This is a genomic window from Aliiglaciecola aliphaticivorans, from assembly GCF_054782055.1.
Genome location: NZ_BAAGTF010000094.1, coordinates 12,371 through 29,189, shown reverse-complemented (window position 1 = coordinate 29,189; position 16,819 = coordinate 12,371). Strand labels below are relative to the sequence as shown.

Sequence of the window (16,819 nt, the reverse complement as noted above, 5' to 3'; positions counted from 1 at the left end):
TATGTTCCATGATATGTCCTTAGCAAACGTTGAAGCAGAAAGTTTACATACCCCCACAATTGAAAAATGCTTGGCAGATCCTGCGGAACACGCGCCACGTATTTTATTATTGCATGGTTCTATGCGTAAACGCGCATTTAGTCGGTTGGTTGTAGAGGAATGCGCACGATTACTGATCCATTTCGGCGCGGATGTAAAAATATTTGATCCTGAAGGTTTACCGCAAACAGATACAGAAGATGAAAATCATCCCAAGGTGCAAGAATTGCGCAAACTTATGATGTGGTCAGAGGGGCAAGTATGGTGTTCACCCGAGCGTCATGGCTCTATGACCAGCATATTTAAAAGCCAAATCGATTGGGTACCTTTGAATATTGGTGGAGTCCGTCCAACTCAAGGCAAAACCCTAGCTGTGATGCAAGTTTGTGGGGGATCACAATCCTTTAATGTGGTGAATCAACTTCGAATATTAGGTCGTTGGATGCGCATGGTAACCATACCTAATCAATCAAGTGTGGCAAAAGCGTATCTGGAATTTGATGAGAACGACCGCATGAAACCCTCTGCCTATTACAACCGTATTGTCGATGTGATGGAGGAGTTGATGAAATTCACCCTGTTACTGCGTAACAACAAAGATTATTTTGTTGACCGCTATTCTGAGCGGGTTGAGTCTGCTGAGCAGTTAAGCCAGCGAGTCAATCAACGTTCAATATAAAAGGAGAAAATAAAATGGGATTATTTGAACGTTTCTTAACGGTCTGGGTTGGTCTGGCCATTATCGTTGGTATTGTCGTTGGTAGTGTTGCCCCTGGTGCATTTGCTGTAGTAGCAAGTTTTGAGTATGCCCATGTCAATCTTGTCATTGCCGTTTTGATTTGGTTAATGATATATCCAATGATGGTGCAAATTGATTTCTCTTCTATTAAGGACGTAGGTAAAAAACCCAAAGGTTTACTCCTGACCTTGGTGATCAATTGGTTGATTAAACCTTTTACTATGGCGTTTCTGGGGTGGTTGTTCTTCAAAGGACTATTCGCTGACTGGGTTGATCCTCAAACTGCCACAGAATATATCGCAGGCATGATTTTACTCGGTGTGGCTCCCTGTACCGCTATGGTATTTGTCTGGAGTCAGCTCATCAAAGGCGATGCAAACTACACCTTAGTTCAGGTTTCCATAAACGACATCATTATGATTTTTGCGTTTGCACCTATTGCTGGATTACTTCTAGGGGTCACTGATATTGCAGTGCCTTGGGATACATTGTTTTTGTCTGTGGTTTTGTATGTGTTAATTCCTCTGGTCGCCGGAGCGGTTACCCGTAAAAAACTAGATAAAGCGGACGATCACTCTAGATTAGAAGGGTTTCTTGCAACCATGAAGCCTTGGTCAATCATCGGCCTTTTAGCGACAGTTGTGTTGTTGTTTGCGTTTCAATCAGAAACGATTTTAGCTAAGCCTGAAGCTATTGTTCTCATAGCTATTCCTTTATTGATTCAAACTTATGGGATTTTTGCTATTGCTTACTTCATTGCCAAGAAAATGAAATTACCTCACAAGGTGGCAGCTCCCGCTTGTATGATAGGCACATCTAATTTCTTTGAGCTGGCAGTTGCAGTGGCTATATCATTGTTTGGATTACATTCAGGCGCAGCCTTGGCAACAGTTGTTGGTGTATTAGTCGAAGTCCCCGTCATGTTGTCATTGGTCTGGTTTGCTAACCGCACCCGCCATTGGTTCACAGAGTAAAACAAGTTGGGTCTTTATGATCTTTGTGGATGATTAAATAATCTATGGCTAATGCTCTGCTAGGTTAGCATTAGCATTAGCCTTAGGGGCAGTAATTTTTGTTGAGCAAGCTTAAGAATAAAAGGACACATATGATTGTTATACATCACAACCCCGAATGCGGAACATCTCGAAACGTGCTTGCAATAATTGAGGACGCTGGGTATCAGCCTAAGGTTATAAATTACTTAACTGAAGGGTGGACGAAGAGTCAATTACTGGGTTTATTCGCCGCGGCGAACTTAACACCTCGCGAGGCCCTAAGAACCACAAAATCACCAGCAAGTGAACTTGGTTTATTGGACGGCAATGTCTCAGATGAAACCATTTTAGAAAATATGTTGCAATATCCGGTGTTGGTGAACCGCCCAATCGTATGCAGCCCAAAAGGGGTTAAGTTATGCCGTCCCAGTGAAGCCGTGTTAGATTTACTCGATAATTGGCCTGCTGGCCCTTATTTTAAAGAAGACGGCCAACAGATTATTGATTTAGCAGGCAATCGAGTGGAGGGGTCACAAAGCTAAAACTAGCCTATTTATTTTAGTCACGAGTACAGGTTTAAACTAGGCGCTTTTATGGATTAGACAATAATTGCAAAGCGTCCTATTTATTTCGCTACCTAACAGTAACTCGTTCTGTCTTTCTTATTGCCTTAATACTTACAATAAATAACCTTCAACTAAGTGCTTTAAATGTCCGTCAATAATAGCTTTTGAATCCGATTTATATTTTAATGTAAATTAAATGTAACTGTTTTTATCGGTTTCTCTTGTCGCTAAAATCACTTTTTTGCTCTATAGCCCAGCAAAATCAATAACTAGGCAATGAATGCTACAACCTTGAAACAATTTATACATATTACTAATACAAAAGTATTCGAATAATTAATTAAACTTATAGACGGAATAACTCTACTATTTTTGTATTCTAAATCAGAGGATACATTTCATGCATTTCGATTACTCTCCTAAAACCCAAGCTTTACTTGACCGTCTTAACGCATTCATGGACGAACATATTTATCCTGTGGAACAGGAATACATAGAGTTGGTTGACAATAATCCACAACGTTGGACAACGCCTCCCTTAATGCACGAACTCAAGGAAAAAGCCAAAGCAGCAGGGTTGTGGAATCTATTTCTACCTGAAGAATATTTACCTTATGGTGCAGGATTGACTAATCTAGAGTATGCGCCTTTGTGCGAAGCAATGGGACGAGTGTTATGGAGCCCTGAGGTGTTCAATTGCAGTGCACCAGACACAGGCAATATGGAAGTGTTGTCTAAATATGGCAGTGAAGAGCACAAAAAGCAGTGGCTTGAGCCTTTACTCAATGGTGAAATTCGCAGTGCATTTGCGATGACTGAACCTGCAGTTGCCTCTAGTGATGCAACGAATATCGAAACGGCAATTGTTCGAGAGGGTGATGAGTATGTGATCAATGGTCGTAAGTGGTATACCAGTGGGGCGATGAATACCAACTGCAAAATTATGGTAGTAATGGGTAAAACAGACCCCTCTGCCGAGCGTCATAGGCAACAATCTCAAATTTTAGTGCCTATGGATACTGCTGGTGTAACCGTTGTGCGTCCGATGCAAGCTATGGGTTTTTATGATGAGCCCATAGGCCATGCGGAAGTGTTATTCGAGAATGTTCGCGTGCCTGCAAGTAATTTATTAGTTGGTGAGGGAGAAGGGTTTGCTATCGCTCAAGGCCGCTTAGGGCCAGGCCGAATCCATCACTGTATGCGCCTGATAGGTTGCGCTCAACGAGCGCTAGATTTAGCCTGTGAAAGGGTAGATGAGCGAGTTGCTTTTGGTCAGCCTCTTAGCAAACAGCAGTCGGTGAGAGAAGCTGTAGCGCAAATGCATTGTGATATCGAGCAGGCTAGACTGCTTACTCTTAAAGCGGCAGACAAGATGGATCGTTACGGCAACAAGGTCTCACGAGACATTATCGCCGCGATTAAGATTGTCGCGCCCAGCATGGCATGTCGCGTTATCGATCAATCTATTCAAATGCATGGGGCAGCAGGCACCAGCCAAGATTTTGTATTATCAGCTATTTATGCCTATGCAAGAACGATTAAATTGGCCGATGGCCCAGATCAAGTGCATATGATGCAATTGGGGCGCAACTTGATAAAAGATCATGTTGGAAAGCAAAAAAGCTAGGATTAAAGCCAGCATTATTTAATCGGCTAACGTAACTATTTAAAGGGGATAAAGTGAGCAAGACAGATTCAGTTAACCAGCTCGATATGGAATCATTAGAAGCGTATTTTCGTGCCAACGTATTTGATTTTACAGGGGAATTTAAAGCTGAAAAGTTTAGTGGCGGTCAATCAAACCCGACGTTTAAGATCATGGCAGGAGACCAGAGCTATGTGCTCAGGCGTCAACCACCCGGGAAGTTGCTCAAATCCGCACATGCGGTGGATCGAGAATTTAAAGTCATCAATGCCTTACAAAACACCAAGGTGCCCGTGGCCAAGGTTTATCACCTTTGTGAAGACACCAGTGTTATTGGCAGTATGTTTTACGTGATGGAATATGTCGACGGAGCGGTTTACTGGAACAGTAGCCTTCCGGAGATTGATAGCAACCAAAAACGTCACGAGATGTATCAGCAGATGAGTCAAGTTTTGGCTGATTTGCATGCTGTTGATGTAGACAAAGTAGGGCTAAGTGATTACGGCAAGGCAGGCAACTACTTTGAACGACAACTGAGTCGTTGGTCCAAGCAATATAAATTATCCGAAATCGACCCTATCCCCGAGATGGATACATTAATCACCTGGCTAAATCAGCATATTCCAGATGATGATGGCAAGGTGGCCTTGGTTCACGGTGACTATCGCCTAGATAATTTAATGTTTTCGAAAACATCGACAAAAATCATCGCCGTTTTGGATTGGGAATTATCCACCCTAGGCCATCCGTTGGCTGATTTGGCGTATCAATGTATGCAATTGCGTTTACCTGCAAATATCGGCCATTCCAGTGGTTTGGGAGGCGTGGATAGACAGGCTTTAGGAATTCCCAATGAACAAGAGTTTGTTGGCTGGTATTGCCAACGGGCAGGTTTAGCTAAAATTGAAAATTGGCATTTCTATCTTGCCTTCAGTTTTTTCCGCCTAGCTGCCATTGCCCAGGGGGTGGCGAAACGCGCGCAAGAAGGTAATGCCTCTAGTGCGCAGGCCAATAAAGTGGGTGCCATGGTACCGCCATTAGCAAGAATGGCGATAGAATTAATCGAGGAACATCAATGAAAGCAATAGTGTGTAAGGAATTCGCCAGCGTTGAAAAATTAAGTTACGAAGAAGTCGCAGATCCAATAGCGGGTAAAGGTCAGGTGGTTGTTGATATAAAAGCCGCTGGCGTGAATTTTCCTGATGGATTGTTAGTACAAGGTCTGTACCAAAGTAAACCGGACTTTCCGTTTATTCCAGGTGGCGAAGTGGCCGGTGTGATCAGCGAAGTTGGTGAGGGGGTTCCCCATTTAACCGTGGGACGTCGTGTTATCGCCCTGTGCGTGTTAGGCGGTTATGCAGAAAAAGTGGCTGTTCCTGCTACCCATGTTCTACCTTTACCAGATCAAATTCCAGATGAAGAAGCTGCAGCTTTAGTGACAGCTCACGCTACGGCCCATCATGGGTTGAAACAGCGAGCGAATATTCAACCTGGTGAAACCTTAGTGGTAACAGGCGCGGCTGGTGGCACAGGATTGGCCGCAGTACAAATCGGCAAAGCCATGGGCGCGAAAGTGATAGCGGTATGTTCAACACAGGAAAAGCTTGATATTGCTAAGCAAAATGGTGCTGACGTTCTGATTAATTACACTGAAAATGATCTTAAAACAGCCTTAAAAGAAGCGACCGACGGCAAAGGTGCTGATGTGGTGTATGAGTGTGTAGGTGGCGATACGTTTCATGCGTGTTCTCGGAGCATGGGCTGGAATGGTCGTTTGTTAGTTGTTGGATTTGCTGGTGGCACTATTCCTGAGTTCCCGGTTAATTTAGCCTTAGTCAAAGGCTACTCTGTGGTGGGGGTGTTCTGGGGATCCTTTACTCAGCACCAACCAAAAGACTTCCAAGCCAACATGAAAGAGCTTCTTACTTGGTATTTAGAAGGTAAAGTCAAAGTGATTGTTGACCAGACGTTGCCATTAAATCGAGCTCCTGAAGCCCTTAATAAAGTGCTGGGCCGTGAAGTGAAAGGCAAAATGGCACTCAGACCTTAAGGCACAATGTACGGTCATTGACGCTAGAGAGGGGAATAATCCTGCTTGAATCCGAGCAAATGAAATAATACACTGCGGCCTCACTTGTATGAGGCCCAATTTATTCATGGATGTATCTGCGCGTCAGTTTATTGCTTTGTTGGTAACCCTTGTTGTGCTTTCAACAGGGTGTTCAACACCAAAGGTTTTATCAGAAGATGAACTTACAGAGCTCAATAAACATAATCAACTGTTGAGTGAGGCTGAGCATTTCGTGCATGCCAATCTATTTACTGGCATGGTGCATGTAAGAGCGACTAATTTGCAAGATTGGAATCAACTTCTCATCGCTTATTCGTGCTCAGCAGATCTAGATCATACAACCCTTGATAACTCATACAATCAAAATTATCCTATTTTTGTTGACGCCATGAAGACCTTGGCAGAGCAAGAAGATCTGTTTACCTCAACACAAGCTAAGAATGTACTAGCCGATGTTTCTCAGCTTGCTTACCGACTTTTTAGTGTTAGTTACGCCACAGGCTATGCTCGGCAAATACAACTTGCTGACAAGTTATCACCGGGGATCCGTGAAGAGTTATGTGATGGACGAGTAGGAACGGTGAATTCCTACTCCCTTGGATATCGTAATTCTGTTGCTTGGCGCTCTTTTGATACCGCGCTTTTAGCAAATAACAATGGCTTACAGGCCCATGCAAAAAATGGCGATAAGGCATTTCAAACCCTGCTGAACCAACAATATGAGCAATTTGACGCGTTAGTTTATAGCCACGCTTACCAACAAACTGATGCGTATCAATCTTTGTTTTTTGAAGTGAATAAATTTGAAAATGTTGAACTCTATGGTAAAGAGGTAACTAGGTTGTCACTAACCTATATTGATATTGAAGCCCAAAATAAACATAATGATTTTGCTTATCTAATGTTATCTTCAGGCTACCATTGGGGGATGATGTCGGTATTAGCGTTGCTAGAGGAAGAGTACCCACGGGTTCATGCTCTTAAACAACATCAAGGGGTTGAATTGGTTAAAGACGCTGTAGGCAATTTAAATCGTCGCCAATAGTGTCTGAGCAAACTTTTAGATTTTATCCCCTAAAGTGTTAGCGATAGGTGAGCCCGCAAATTCTGTTTCATTGATCCATTGCAACAGTGTTTTACCATCATGTTCAGGCATCCTCAATTTGCGCTTTGGCAGGTGCTCTATCAACAATTCGGCAGTATGATTAGCTTTATTCAACAAAGCGGTTCTAATTAAACTCTGACCATCACAACTAATCCCATCGTAATAATGTTGCAGTTTCAATCGATAATGGGTTCGCATCTCTGTTATTTTTTGCTGTAAGGTCGAAGTGTCATCGGAAGCTACGAGGCTGCATAGGTTTTTTAATGCGACATTTATATTTGCTTTAGCATTGCTGGCATAAAATAATGTTACTAAAAAAATAGCGAAAACAAACAACAGTGTCTTTATCACCTGGAATATTTCCTTTTCATTTTAATATTCCCTTTGGTATTAAACATTGGACTTAAATTGAGGGGTGTTTTTAGCTAAGCGCCGCTTTAAAGCCACAAGTCCAATTATTAATAGTAACAAGGAAGGGGCGTTAGACACTGCGGAAGCGCTACTTTGGAAGCTGAGTAAAATATAATCTTCTGATGACCATCTGGTATTATTGAAATTCAATGCCAGTAGTTCTTGGTTAAAATCAATATCAACCGCATCAAAGCCTTCAACCGACGTCAGTAGGGCAAAATCACTTGGGCTGAAAAGGTTGGGGGCGAACGACAAGCTCAGCATTTCATTCGCACCCATGCTTAAATTATCTTGCAGATTACTAATTAACAAAGCGTCTTTTTCAAAATTAACACTGAGAAATGGAGTGCCCATTAACAATAAGTCAAACTCACTGTTATTTGCATCTGCGATGGCTATCTTATCGTCACATTCCCAAATAATTGAGGGCTCAATATCACAAACGACTTGCGTCCCTATAATGGAAGCATTGCTTGACCACGAGCAAAGTAGAAACAGTATGCAACCCGCAAAATTTTTCATTCTAGTTAAGGCCTTTTAACCCATGGCAATTGATTGCTGTTAATTTAACGTGAATAAAAAACTGAATGGAAGTTGCGGCTTGATACCAAGGTATGAGGAGGTATACATTAAATGCGGTATAACATAAATGGGCAAAGCTTCATGTTATACCGCCTGAATATTAATTATTGTGGAAATTCATAGTCTTTAAATTCGTCCCTCAATGCTAATTTATTTAATTTACCCGTGGCCGTATGGGGAAGTTCATTGGCAAACACAACATCTTCTGGCAATGACCACTTATGCATTTTATCTTTTAAATATTCCATGACGTCGTCGCGGTTTAAATTAGCATTCTCAGCGGGCACTACAACTAATAGCGGCCTTTCAGTCCATTTAGGGTGATATCGTCCTATTGCAGCGGCTTCGGCAATTTGTGGGTGGCTCGCTGCTGCATTTTCAATGTCAATAGAACTAATCCATTCGCCACCTGATTTAATCACATCTTTAGTGCGATCGGTTATTTGTAAATAGCCTTGTGGGTCAATTGTTGCAACATCACCAGTATTCATCCAACCATCTTCGTCTACAGGACAGTCTGCATCCCCTGGGGTTTGTGACATACCGTAATAACCTGTTGCAATCCATGGTCCTTTGACTTTTAGCGCACCAAACGCGACGCCATCCCAGGGTAACTCATTATTTTGCTCGTCGACTATTTTCATTTCTACACCATATACGGTTTTACCTTGTTTAAGCCGTAGTTCGGTATCTTCTTCATCGGTTAAGTTTTCCATCCCTGGGGATAGGGTAAAGACGGTGCCAAGTGGGCTCATTTCGGTCATGCCCCAACCTTGTTTTACTTCGGTTTGATAATCGTGTTTTAAGCGCTCTATGATGCCTCTTGGGCAAGCTGCGCCGCCAGAAGTAACAGCACTTAAAGTGGGTATTTTTTTACCACTTTTATCGAGATATTCCAATAACGCCATCCAGATAGTGGGTACACCTGAACTAAGGGTAACGCCTTCCTCTTCAATTAATGATTGCAAGGTTTCGCCATCTGCCATTTTAGGCCCTGGCATGACTAACTTACTGCCTACCATTACACCAGCATAAGGGATACCCCATGCATTGACATGGAACATAGGTACGATGGGCATAGTCACCGCTTTACAAGACGCGTTGGTGGCGTCGGGCAGGGAGCCCGCATAGGCATGTAAAATAGTGGAGCGATGACTGTATACCACGCCTTTTGGATTACCTGTTGTTCCCGAGGTATAACACATACCAGCAGCACTATTTTCATCGAACTCGGGCCATTGGTAATTGTCGTCAAATTGGGCCAATAGGTCTTCGTAGCAAATGACGTTCTCCAAGGTCGTTTGTGGCATATGTTCCTTGTCTGTAAGTACCACAATTTTCTCAACACTTTTAAGTTGGCTATAAAGGGCCTCCACTAAAGGCATCACTAATACATCAACAAACAACACTTTGTCTTCTGCATGGTTGATTATGTAATTAACCTGTTCGGGAAATAGTTTGGGGTTGATCATATGGCAAACCAAACCTGTGCCCGAAATCCCGTAATACAGTTCAAGGTGACGGTAATCATTCCAAGCTAAGGTACCAATACGATCGCCAAATTCCAGCTCCAAGGATTCCAGTGCATTGGCCAATTGTCGGGTGCGCTTAGCAAAATCTTTGTAGGTATAACGATGTCTCGGATTGTCTGCGGTAACAGATACGATTTCGCGGCTAGGGAAGTTTCGTTCGGCATGACGCAATATTGACGATATCATCAATTGCGTATTCATCATTAGGCCTTGCATATAATGGTTCCTACTGTACTTGGTCAACTCTGTTCAAATAACAGAGCTCACTTTGGAAAATGTGCAACCATAGTTAGCGTTAACCACGGTTGCCTTGTTTATTTTTAATCGCGTACAAATATACTATTGGCTATTACCAGGCACTCACACCACCATCTATGGCGATGGTTTGTCCGTTCATGTATGAATTTCCAGGAGATAAAACCAAAATCATAGTGTTGACGATTTCCTGAGGGGTGCCTAAACGTCGCATTGGTGAACCTTGAGCCATACGTTGCTGTGATTCTGGAGAATCAAACCCGTCAGTTGCTAAAATATTTGTTGGACTATAAAACGGACATATTGCGTTAGCACGAATACCTTTTTTAGCATACTCGACTGCAGCGGTGCGGGTTAATCCTACTACTGCGTGTTTTGCTGCCACATATGCAGCACATTTAGGTGCACCACCAATACCGGCCATTGAGCTTACATTTAGAATGTGTCCTGCGCCTTGTTTTAGCATGACTTCGATTTGATATTTCATGCCAAACATTACACCATTCACATTTACAGCCATTTGTTTGTCCATTGTGGCCTGTTCCAACTCATGAAAAGGAACTAAACTATGGGCGATACCTGCATTGTTAACACCAATATCGAGTCGACCAAAATTATCCATTGCAGCGTCGACCATTGCTTTAACTTGTGATTCATTGCTCACGTCGCAACTCATTGAAATTACTTTGTTTTTATCCAGATTAAGCGACGAAACTGTGTTTTCTAACTCGTCAGTATTAATATCACTAATGACTAAATTACAGCCTCTAGCTGCCAAACCTTGTGAAAGCAAACGTCCAAAGCCACTGGCGGCTCCTGTAATCATGGCCACTTGGCCGCTAAAATCGAGAAGTGAGTCCAAAAAATGTACCTTCTTTTAAAACGTTAAATCCTATTAATTGCCTATCAGTTCTGTTTTAGAAGCAACGTGAACTGGAGCGCGATGAGTTAATACCTAGCCACTTTTTAACTGAGCTAAAAAATAGTTTGGTGTTAACGGCATGTAAATCTAAGTCCCTAGAAAATCAGATGCAAAACCGAATGTCAATATCTACAAGATAAGGGTTTCTGGGCGATTAGGCGAATGATCAACAAAATCAACTGCTATCGGCAATATCAATTTCATTTATTTTCTATTATAAAATCAATAAATTTGGATGATTGGTTAGGCTGACCTAGTATCTTCGCTCTAGTTATTTTTAAACTATAAATAGAGGATTTTATGAGTGCTGCACAATCTGCTTCCGTTGTAAGTCAAACGCAAGGTGAAATAGCCTTAGTGATGATGCAAAACCCTCCTGTTAATGCATTATCGAAGTCGGTGCGAATAGGATTGATTGACGAAATTAAAAATGCTTTAAATGATATCAATATCAAAGCAATTGCTATTTCATCTCAGTTAGGATTATTTTCAGGTGGTGCTGATATCAGCGAATTTTCTTCAGGGGATATTGAACCGCCGTTACCCGAAGTTCTCGATTTAATAGAAAACGCAAATAAACCCATTGTTGCAGTATTAAATGGGCCAGCTTTTGGTGGTGGACTAGAGGTCGCTCTAGCATGTCATTACCGCATTACCTTCGCTGCCAATAAAGTGGGTTTGCCTGAAGTGAACTTAGGCATTTTACCTGGCGCTGGCGGCACTCAACGTTTGCCTCGATTAGCTGGCGTGGCAAAAGCATTAGACATGATCGTTTCTGGAAAACCAGTGAAAGCCTCATCTGTAAGTGGTGTATTCGATCTAATTGTTGAGCAACCCGATACTTTACTCAGTGACAGTTTGGCATTTATTAAAGGCTTAATCAGCGATGGTAGCAAGATTAAGCGAGTAAAGGATATTGAAATTGATCCCGCCACTGCACCTGCCGAGTTGTTTTCTCAATATCGTCAAGGAATCGCTAAACAAGCCCGAGGATTTTTCTCGCCTGAGCGCTGTATCCAGGCTGTTGAAGCTGCAGTGAGTTTGCCGTTAGAACAAGGCCTCAAAAAAGAGGGGGAATTGTTTATGGAGTGCATGAATTCACCGCAGGCTCGTGCGCAACAGCATTTCTTCTTTGCCGAGAGAGCGGCAGGACATGTCTCGGATTTTGATAAATCTACGCCAGTTAGAGAAATTAAATCCGTTGGGATTATTGGTGCCGGTACCATGGGCGGCGGAATAGCCATGAACTTTGCCAATGTGGGTATTCCCGTTGTTATGCTTGAGCTTAAACAAGAAGCCTTAGATAAAGGCTTAGGTGTTATTCGCCGCAATTACGAAAACTCGGCGAAGAAAGGCAAGTTAACGCAACAAGATGTTGAAGATCGCATGGCATTGCTGCAAGGCACAACCGAATATGCAGGCTTAGCTGACGTCGACTTAGTCATTGAAGCAGTATTTGAAAAAATGGAGGTGAAAAAACAAGTTTTCACCCAGCTTGATGCTGTTTGTAAACCTGGTGCAATTTTAGCGTCTAATACCTCTACTTTGGATGTCAATGAGATTGCTGATTGTACCTCGCGTCCTGAAGATGTCATTGGTCTACATTTCTTTAGTCCAGCCAACGTGATGAAGTTGCTGGAAGTGGTTAAAGGTGAAAAGACTTCCGCAGATGTGATTAAAACCAGTATGCAGCTGGCCAAGAAGATCCGCAAAGTGGGTGTGCTGGTGGGGGTTTGCTTCGGATTTGTGGGTAACCGAATGATTGAACCCTATAGTCGCGAATCTAACCGAATGCTATTAGAGGGCGCGTCTCCTGAGCATGTAGATAAGGTCGTCTATGATTTTGGCTTCCCCATGGGGCCATTCACCATGGGAGATATGGCCGGTTTAGATATCGGTTATTTCATTCGTCAATCTAGACAAGAACACATTGCCCATGATCCAACTTATGCGGTGGTAGCCGATCGTTTGGTTGAGGATGGGCGAGTGGGCTTAAAAGTCGGTAAAGGTGCTTATCTTTACGAGAAGGGTAATCGAAAGCCCATACTCGATCCTGCTGTAGCTGAAATTGCTAAAAAAGAAGCAGAGCGTTTAGGGGTGGAACAGCGCAAGCATAGTGATCAGGAAATACTGGAACGATGTATTTTCACACTGATTAATGAGGGTGCTCATATTCTGGAAGAGGGGATTGCTGCCAAATCAAGCGATATCGATGTGATTTATGTGTATGGATATGGCTTCCCTGTATACCGCGGTGGTCCGATGCAATATGCCGATGAAATTGGTTTGGACAAAGTCTATGCCGCCATGTGTAAGTATCGTGATGAGTTTGGTGACTACGGAAAAGCCTGGTTTGAACCTGCTCCTTTATTGAAACAGTTAGCCGAGCAAGGAAAGAGATTCGCTGACTTTCGAAAGTAAGCAAGGCAGACATTAAACCTAACTTTAAGAATTTACCAAAACAAGAATTTAAGGAAAGACTATGAAAGAAGCCGTAATTGTTTCAACCGCACGTACTCCGATTGGTCGTGCGTATCGCGGGGCCTTTAATAATTTAGAAGCACCCAGTTTAGCCGGACACGCCATTAGTGCTGCGGTTAAAAAAGCAGGTATTGATCCAGCAAGTGTCGATGACGTTATTTTAGGCAGTGCCTTAACGCAAGGTTCTGGTGGTATGAATATTGGCCGCTTAGGTGCCCTTGCCGGTGGATTACCGGTAACAGTAGGTGGTATGACTTTAGATCGCCAATGTAGTTCTGGGATGTATGCTATTGCTACTGCTGCAAAACACATTATTACTGATAATGTTCCGGTTATGGTAGCCGGTGGATTAGACTCCATCAGCTTAGTACAAAACGATAAAATGAATATGTATCGTGCAGTAGACAAAGCTCTGGTAGCCAAACATAAAGATATTTATATGCCGATGTTGCAAACCGCTGAAGTGGTGGCTAATCGTTATGGTATTGGTCGTGAAGAACAAGATGAATATGCTTATCAAAGTCAAATGCGCACTGCCGCTGCTCAGCAAGCAGGTAAATTTGACGATGAAATTGTGCCAGTCACTGCCACTAAAGTGGTTGTAAACAAAGAAACCAAAGAGCAAAGCTTAGAAGAAGTGACTTTGACGAAAGACGAAGGAAACCGCGCTGAAACCACTCTAGAAGGGTTAAACAGTCTTAAGCCTGTAATTGAAGGCGGTAGTATAACTGCGGGGAATGCAAGCCAGTTATCTGATGGCGCTTCAGCCAGTGTTTTGATGGACGGCAAACGAGCTGAGCAAATGAATCTTAATGTGTTAGGTGCATACAGAGGTATTGCCGTAGCCGGTTGTGAACCTGATGAGATGGGGATCGGTCCGGTTTTTGCGATTCCTAAGTTGCTAAAACAGCACGGTTTAAAAATAGAAGATATTGGTTTGTGGGAGCTTAATGAAGCGTTCGCAGTGCAAGTGCTCTATTGTCAAAAATTCTTAGGAATTCCTGCTGAACTACTGAACGTAAATGGCGGCGCGGTTTCTATTGGGCATCCTTATGGAATGAGTGGTGCGCGTATGGTTGGACATGCATTAATTGAAGGTAAACGCAGAGGTGCTAAATACGTAGTATGTACCATGTGTATTGGTGGTGGCATGGGCGCTGCTGGCTTATTTGAAGTTTATTAAAAAATTATATAGGTAGTATAAAATTATGCAGAATTATAAATCTCCGGTACGCGATACCTTATTTGTCATGAATGAACTGCTTGGTTTCGAAAAGCATTATGAAAAATTGGGTTTTGGAGACGCGTCTCCCGAAATGGTGGAAGCGATTACGTCTGAAGCCGCTAAGTTTACTGAAAACGTATTAGCGCCTATCAATGCAATTGGTGACGAGGTCGGTTGTAAATGGGAAGACGGTAACGTAACCACACCACCTGGTTTTAAAGAAGCTTACCAGGCTTACTGTGAAGGCGGCTGGCCTTCGATGACCCATCCAGTTGAGTTTGGTGGTCAAGCCTTACCTTATTCCTTAGCATCTGCCATTGCTGAGTGGACGTCCGGTGCCAACCATTCTTGGGCCATGTATCCTGGTTTGAGCCAGGGCTGTATAGCCACTATTAACAGTCATGGTACGGAAGAGCAAAAACAGACTTTCTTACCGCCTTTAATTGAAGGTCGCTGGACAGGCACTATGTGTTTGACCGAATCACACTGTGGTTCAGATCTAGGTATGTTGAAAACCAAAGCCGTTCCAAATGACGACGGAACTTACAGTTTGACAGGAACTAAAATCTTTATTTCAGCAGGGGAGCATGATTTTTCTGATAATATCGTGCATATCGTACTTGCGCGTTTACCAGATGCGCCTGCTGGCACTAAAGGTATTTCGTTGTTTGTAGTCCCTAAATTTAACGTTAACGAAAAAAGTGAAATTGTGGATCGAAATAACGTTAACTGTGGGTCAATTGAACACAAAATGGGGATCAAAGCGAGTGCCACTTGTGTGATCAACTTTGACAACGCCAAAGGCTTTTTGATTGGTCCACCAAACCGCGGCTTAAACTGCATGTTTACTTTCATGAACAGTGCGCGAATTGGTACCGGGTTAGAAGGCCTTGCTGGAACTGAAGCGGCATTTCAAGGTGCATTAGCTTATGCCAAAGATAGATTACAGTTCCGTTCTACAAAAGGGGCGGTGAATCCAGACGGTCCTGCAGATCCCATTATTGTGCATCCGGATGTGCGTCGTATGCTGCTAACCCAAAAAGCCTTTGCTGAAGGGAATCGAGCACTGGCTATTTACTGTATGCAAATGGTTGATATCACCCTTTACAGTGAAAATGAAGAACAAAAACAAGTGGCAGAAGCGAAACTGGCACTATTGACCCCAATCGTTAAGGCATTCTTAACTGAAACTGCACAAGAAGCGACTAGTTACGGCATGCAGGTATATGGTGGACACGGATTTATTAAAGAGTGGGGCATGGAACAACTTGCCCGCGATACACGAATTTGCACTATGTACGAAGGCACAACGGGGATTCAAGCAATTGATTTACTTGGTCGTAAAATTCTCGGTTCTAACGGCGAACTCCTAAAAGTCTTTATTAAAGAAGTGCAAGAGTATTGTTTAAGTGTTCGTGATAAATCTCAGTTCAATGCATGGTCTAACGCAATTGAATCACACATTGACGAGTGGGCTCAAATGACACAGGAAATCGCTAGGCGTTCAGCTGGAAATCCTGATGAAGTAGGCGCAGCATCCGTCGACTATTTAATGTATTCCGGTTATATCATTGTTGGCTACCTATGGTTGAAGATGGCCGTTGTCGCACAGGAAAAGCTTGATGCTGGCAACTCTGAAGTGGCATTTTACGAAGCGAAATTACAAACTGCTGACTTCTACTTTGCACGTCTGCTTTCGCGCACTCGTTCTCATGCTTCAGCAATAGAAACTGGCTCTGAAAATTTGATGAATATGCCAGTGGATTATTTCTTAATTGATTAATAAGCTGCTTTTAGCAATGCCAGTCCAAAAATAAACTAAGCGGATGAATTATCATCCGCTTTTTTGTTTTTATTGAGTAATGTTTTGGGAAATAACAATGCAAAGTAAACTCGTTCAAATTGATGACTGCTATATTCATTATGTAGAAATGTGTGATTGTGAACCTCCCAAGGGAACTCTAATATTTTTACACGGTTTCCCAGAAAATTGGCGCACCTGGCACAATCAATTGATGCACTTTTCGAAACGCTATCGTGTAATTGCTCCGGATTTGCCAGGTTATAATCAATATCCGCAACAAGTCAATGAGCAGATCCAACGATTTCTAGATTAGTATAGAGAAGATGCCAAGGGTTTTTGTTTGAGTGTGTTTAATTGCAGGGGAGAAAAACGAAAAACAGCCTCAAAAGAGGCTGTTTCCCGAGGACGTAGGCAGCGCCCTGCCTACTTACCATGTTGAACTGTGTC

Annotated in this window: 15 protein-coding genes; 11 read left to right on the top strand and 4 right to left on the bottom strand. The window is 42.7% G+C overall.

Annotated features, from left to right (window positions below; genetic code table 11):
- Position 1 precedes the first annotated feature (1 nt).
- From arsH to ACYVIL_RS20885, 7 genes are all read left to right on the top strand, one after another.
- On the top strand, positions 2-718 hold the full coding sequence (arsH, locus tag ACYVIL_RS20915) for an arsenical resistance protein ArsH (RefSeq protein ID WP_460314730.1): 717 nt from the start codon (positions 2-4) through the stop codon (positions 716-718).
- Between the two features lie 14 nt (positions 719-732).
- Complete coding sequence (gene arsB, locus ACYVIL_RS20910) at positions 733-1,752, top strand: ACR3 family arsenite efflux transporter (protein ID WP_303474153.1); 1,020 nt, start codon at positions 733-735, stop codon at positions 1,750-1,752.
- Positions 1,753-1,883: 131 nt separating this feature from the next.
- Positions 1,884-2,315: an arsenate reductase (glutaredoxin) gene (gene arsC / locus ACYVIL_RS20905; RefSeq protein ID WP_460314727.1), complete on the top strand. Its 432-nt coding sequence runs from the start codon at positions 1,884-1,886 to the stop codon at positions 2,313-2,315.
- A 424-nt stretch (positions 2,316-2,739) separates the two neighbouring features.
- A complete protein-coding gene (locus ACYVIL_RS20900; protein WP_460314725.1) occupies positions 2,740-3,966 on the top strand; it encodes an acyl-CoA dehydrogenase family protein in 1,227 nt (408 codons plus the stop codon).
- 53 nt (positions 3,967-4,019) lie between these two features.
- The gene (locus tag ACYVIL_RS20895; RefSeq protein ID WP_460314723.1) at positions 4,020-5,063 is read left to right on the top strand and encodes a phosphotransferase; all 1,044 of its coding nucleotides are present in this window, start codon (positions 4,020-4,022) and stop codon (positions 5,061-5,063) included.
- On the top strand, positions 5,060-6,034 hold the full coding sequence (locus ACYVIL_RS20890) for an NADPH:quinone oxidoreductase family protein (protein ID WP_460314721.1): 975 nt from the start codon (positions 5,060-5,062) through the stop codon (positions 6,032-6,034). The genes ACYVIL_RS20895 and ACYVIL_RS20890 overlap by 4 nt, the downstream gene beginning before the upstream one ends.
- A 106-nt stretch (positions 6,035-6,140) precedes the next feature.
- On the top strand, positions 6,141-7,100 hold the full coding sequence (locus tag ACYVIL_RS20885) for a hypothetical protein (RefSeq protein WP_460314719.1): 960 nt from the start codon (positions 6,141-6,143) through the stop codon (positions 7,098-7,100).
- Between the two features lie 15 nt (positions 7,101-7,115).
- Here the strand turns inward: ACYVIL_RS20885 and ACYVIL_RS20880 are convergent, their stop codons facing one another.
- The 4 genes from ACYVIL_RS20880 to ACYVIL_RS20865 all read right to left on the bottom strand — a co-directional run bounded on the left by ACYVIL_RS20880 (position 7,116) and on the right by ACYVIL_RS20865 (position 10,802).
- Positions 7,116-7,511 (bottom strand): DUF3718 domain-containing protein, encoded by a 396-nt coding sequence (locus ACYVIL_RS20880; protein WP_460314717.1) that lies wholly within the window; start codon positions 7,509-7,511, stop codon positions 7,116-7,118.
- Positions 7,512-7,550: 39 nt separating this feature from the next.
- Positions 7,551-8,093, bottom strand: coding sequence for a hypothetical protein (locus tag ACYVIL_RS20875; RefSeq protein ID WP_303474159.1), 543 nt, complete (start codon positions 8,091-8,093; stop codon positions 7,551-7,553).
- 164 nt (positions 8,094-8,257) lie between these two features.
- Entirely contained in the window at positions 8,258-9,901 is a 1,644-nt protein-coding gene (locus ACYVIL_RS20870) for a long-chain-fatty-acid--CoA ligase (RefSeq protein WP_303474160.1), read from the bottom strand.
- Between the two features lie 133 nt (positions 9,902-10,034).
- Positions 10,035-10,802: an SDR family NAD(P)-dependent oxidoreductase gene (locus tag ACYVIL_RS20865; RefSeq protein WP_460314714.1), complete on the bottom strand. Its 768-nt coding sequence runs from the start codon at positions 10,800-10,802 to the stop codon at positions 10,035-10,037.
- Between the two features lie 360 nt (positions 10,803-11,162).
- Here ACYVIL_RS20865 and ACYVIL_RS20860 point away from each other — a divergent pair, with 360 nt between their 5' ends.
- From ACYVIL_RS20860 to ACYVIL_RS20845, 4 genes are all read left to right on the top strand, one after another.
- Positions 11,163-13,283 (top strand): 3-hydroxyacyl-CoA dehydrogenase NAD-binding domain-containing protein, encoded by a 2,121-nt coding sequence (locus tag ACYVIL_RS20860; RefSeq protein WP_460314712.1) that lies wholly within the window; start codon positions 11,163-11,165, stop codon positions 13,281-13,283.
- A gap of 61 nt (positions 13,284-13,344) precedes the next feature.
- Complete coding sequence (locus ACYVIL_RS20855) at positions 13,345-14,526, top strand: acetyl-CoA C-acyltransferase (RefSeq protein ID WP_460314710.1); 1,182 nt, start codon at positions 13,345-13,347, stop codon at positions 14,524-14,526.
- Between the two features lie 25 nt (positions 14,527-14,551).
- Positions 14,552-16,351 carry an acyl-CoA dehydrogenase C-terminal domain-containing protein gene (locus ACYVIL_RS20850; RefSeq protein WP_460314708.1) on the top strand — a complete coding sequence of 600 codons (1,800 nt, stop codon included), beginning with the start codon at positions 14,552-14,554 and terminating at the stop codon, positions 16,349-16,351.
- 97 nt (positions 16,352-16,448) lie between these two features.
- Complete coding sequence (locus tag ACYVIL_RS20845; RefSeq protein WP_460314706.1) at positions 16,449-16,685, top strand: alpha/beta fold hydrolase; 237 nt, start codon at positions 16,449-16,451, stop codon at positions 16,683-16,685.
- Positions 16,686-16,819: the final 134 nt, after the last annotated feature.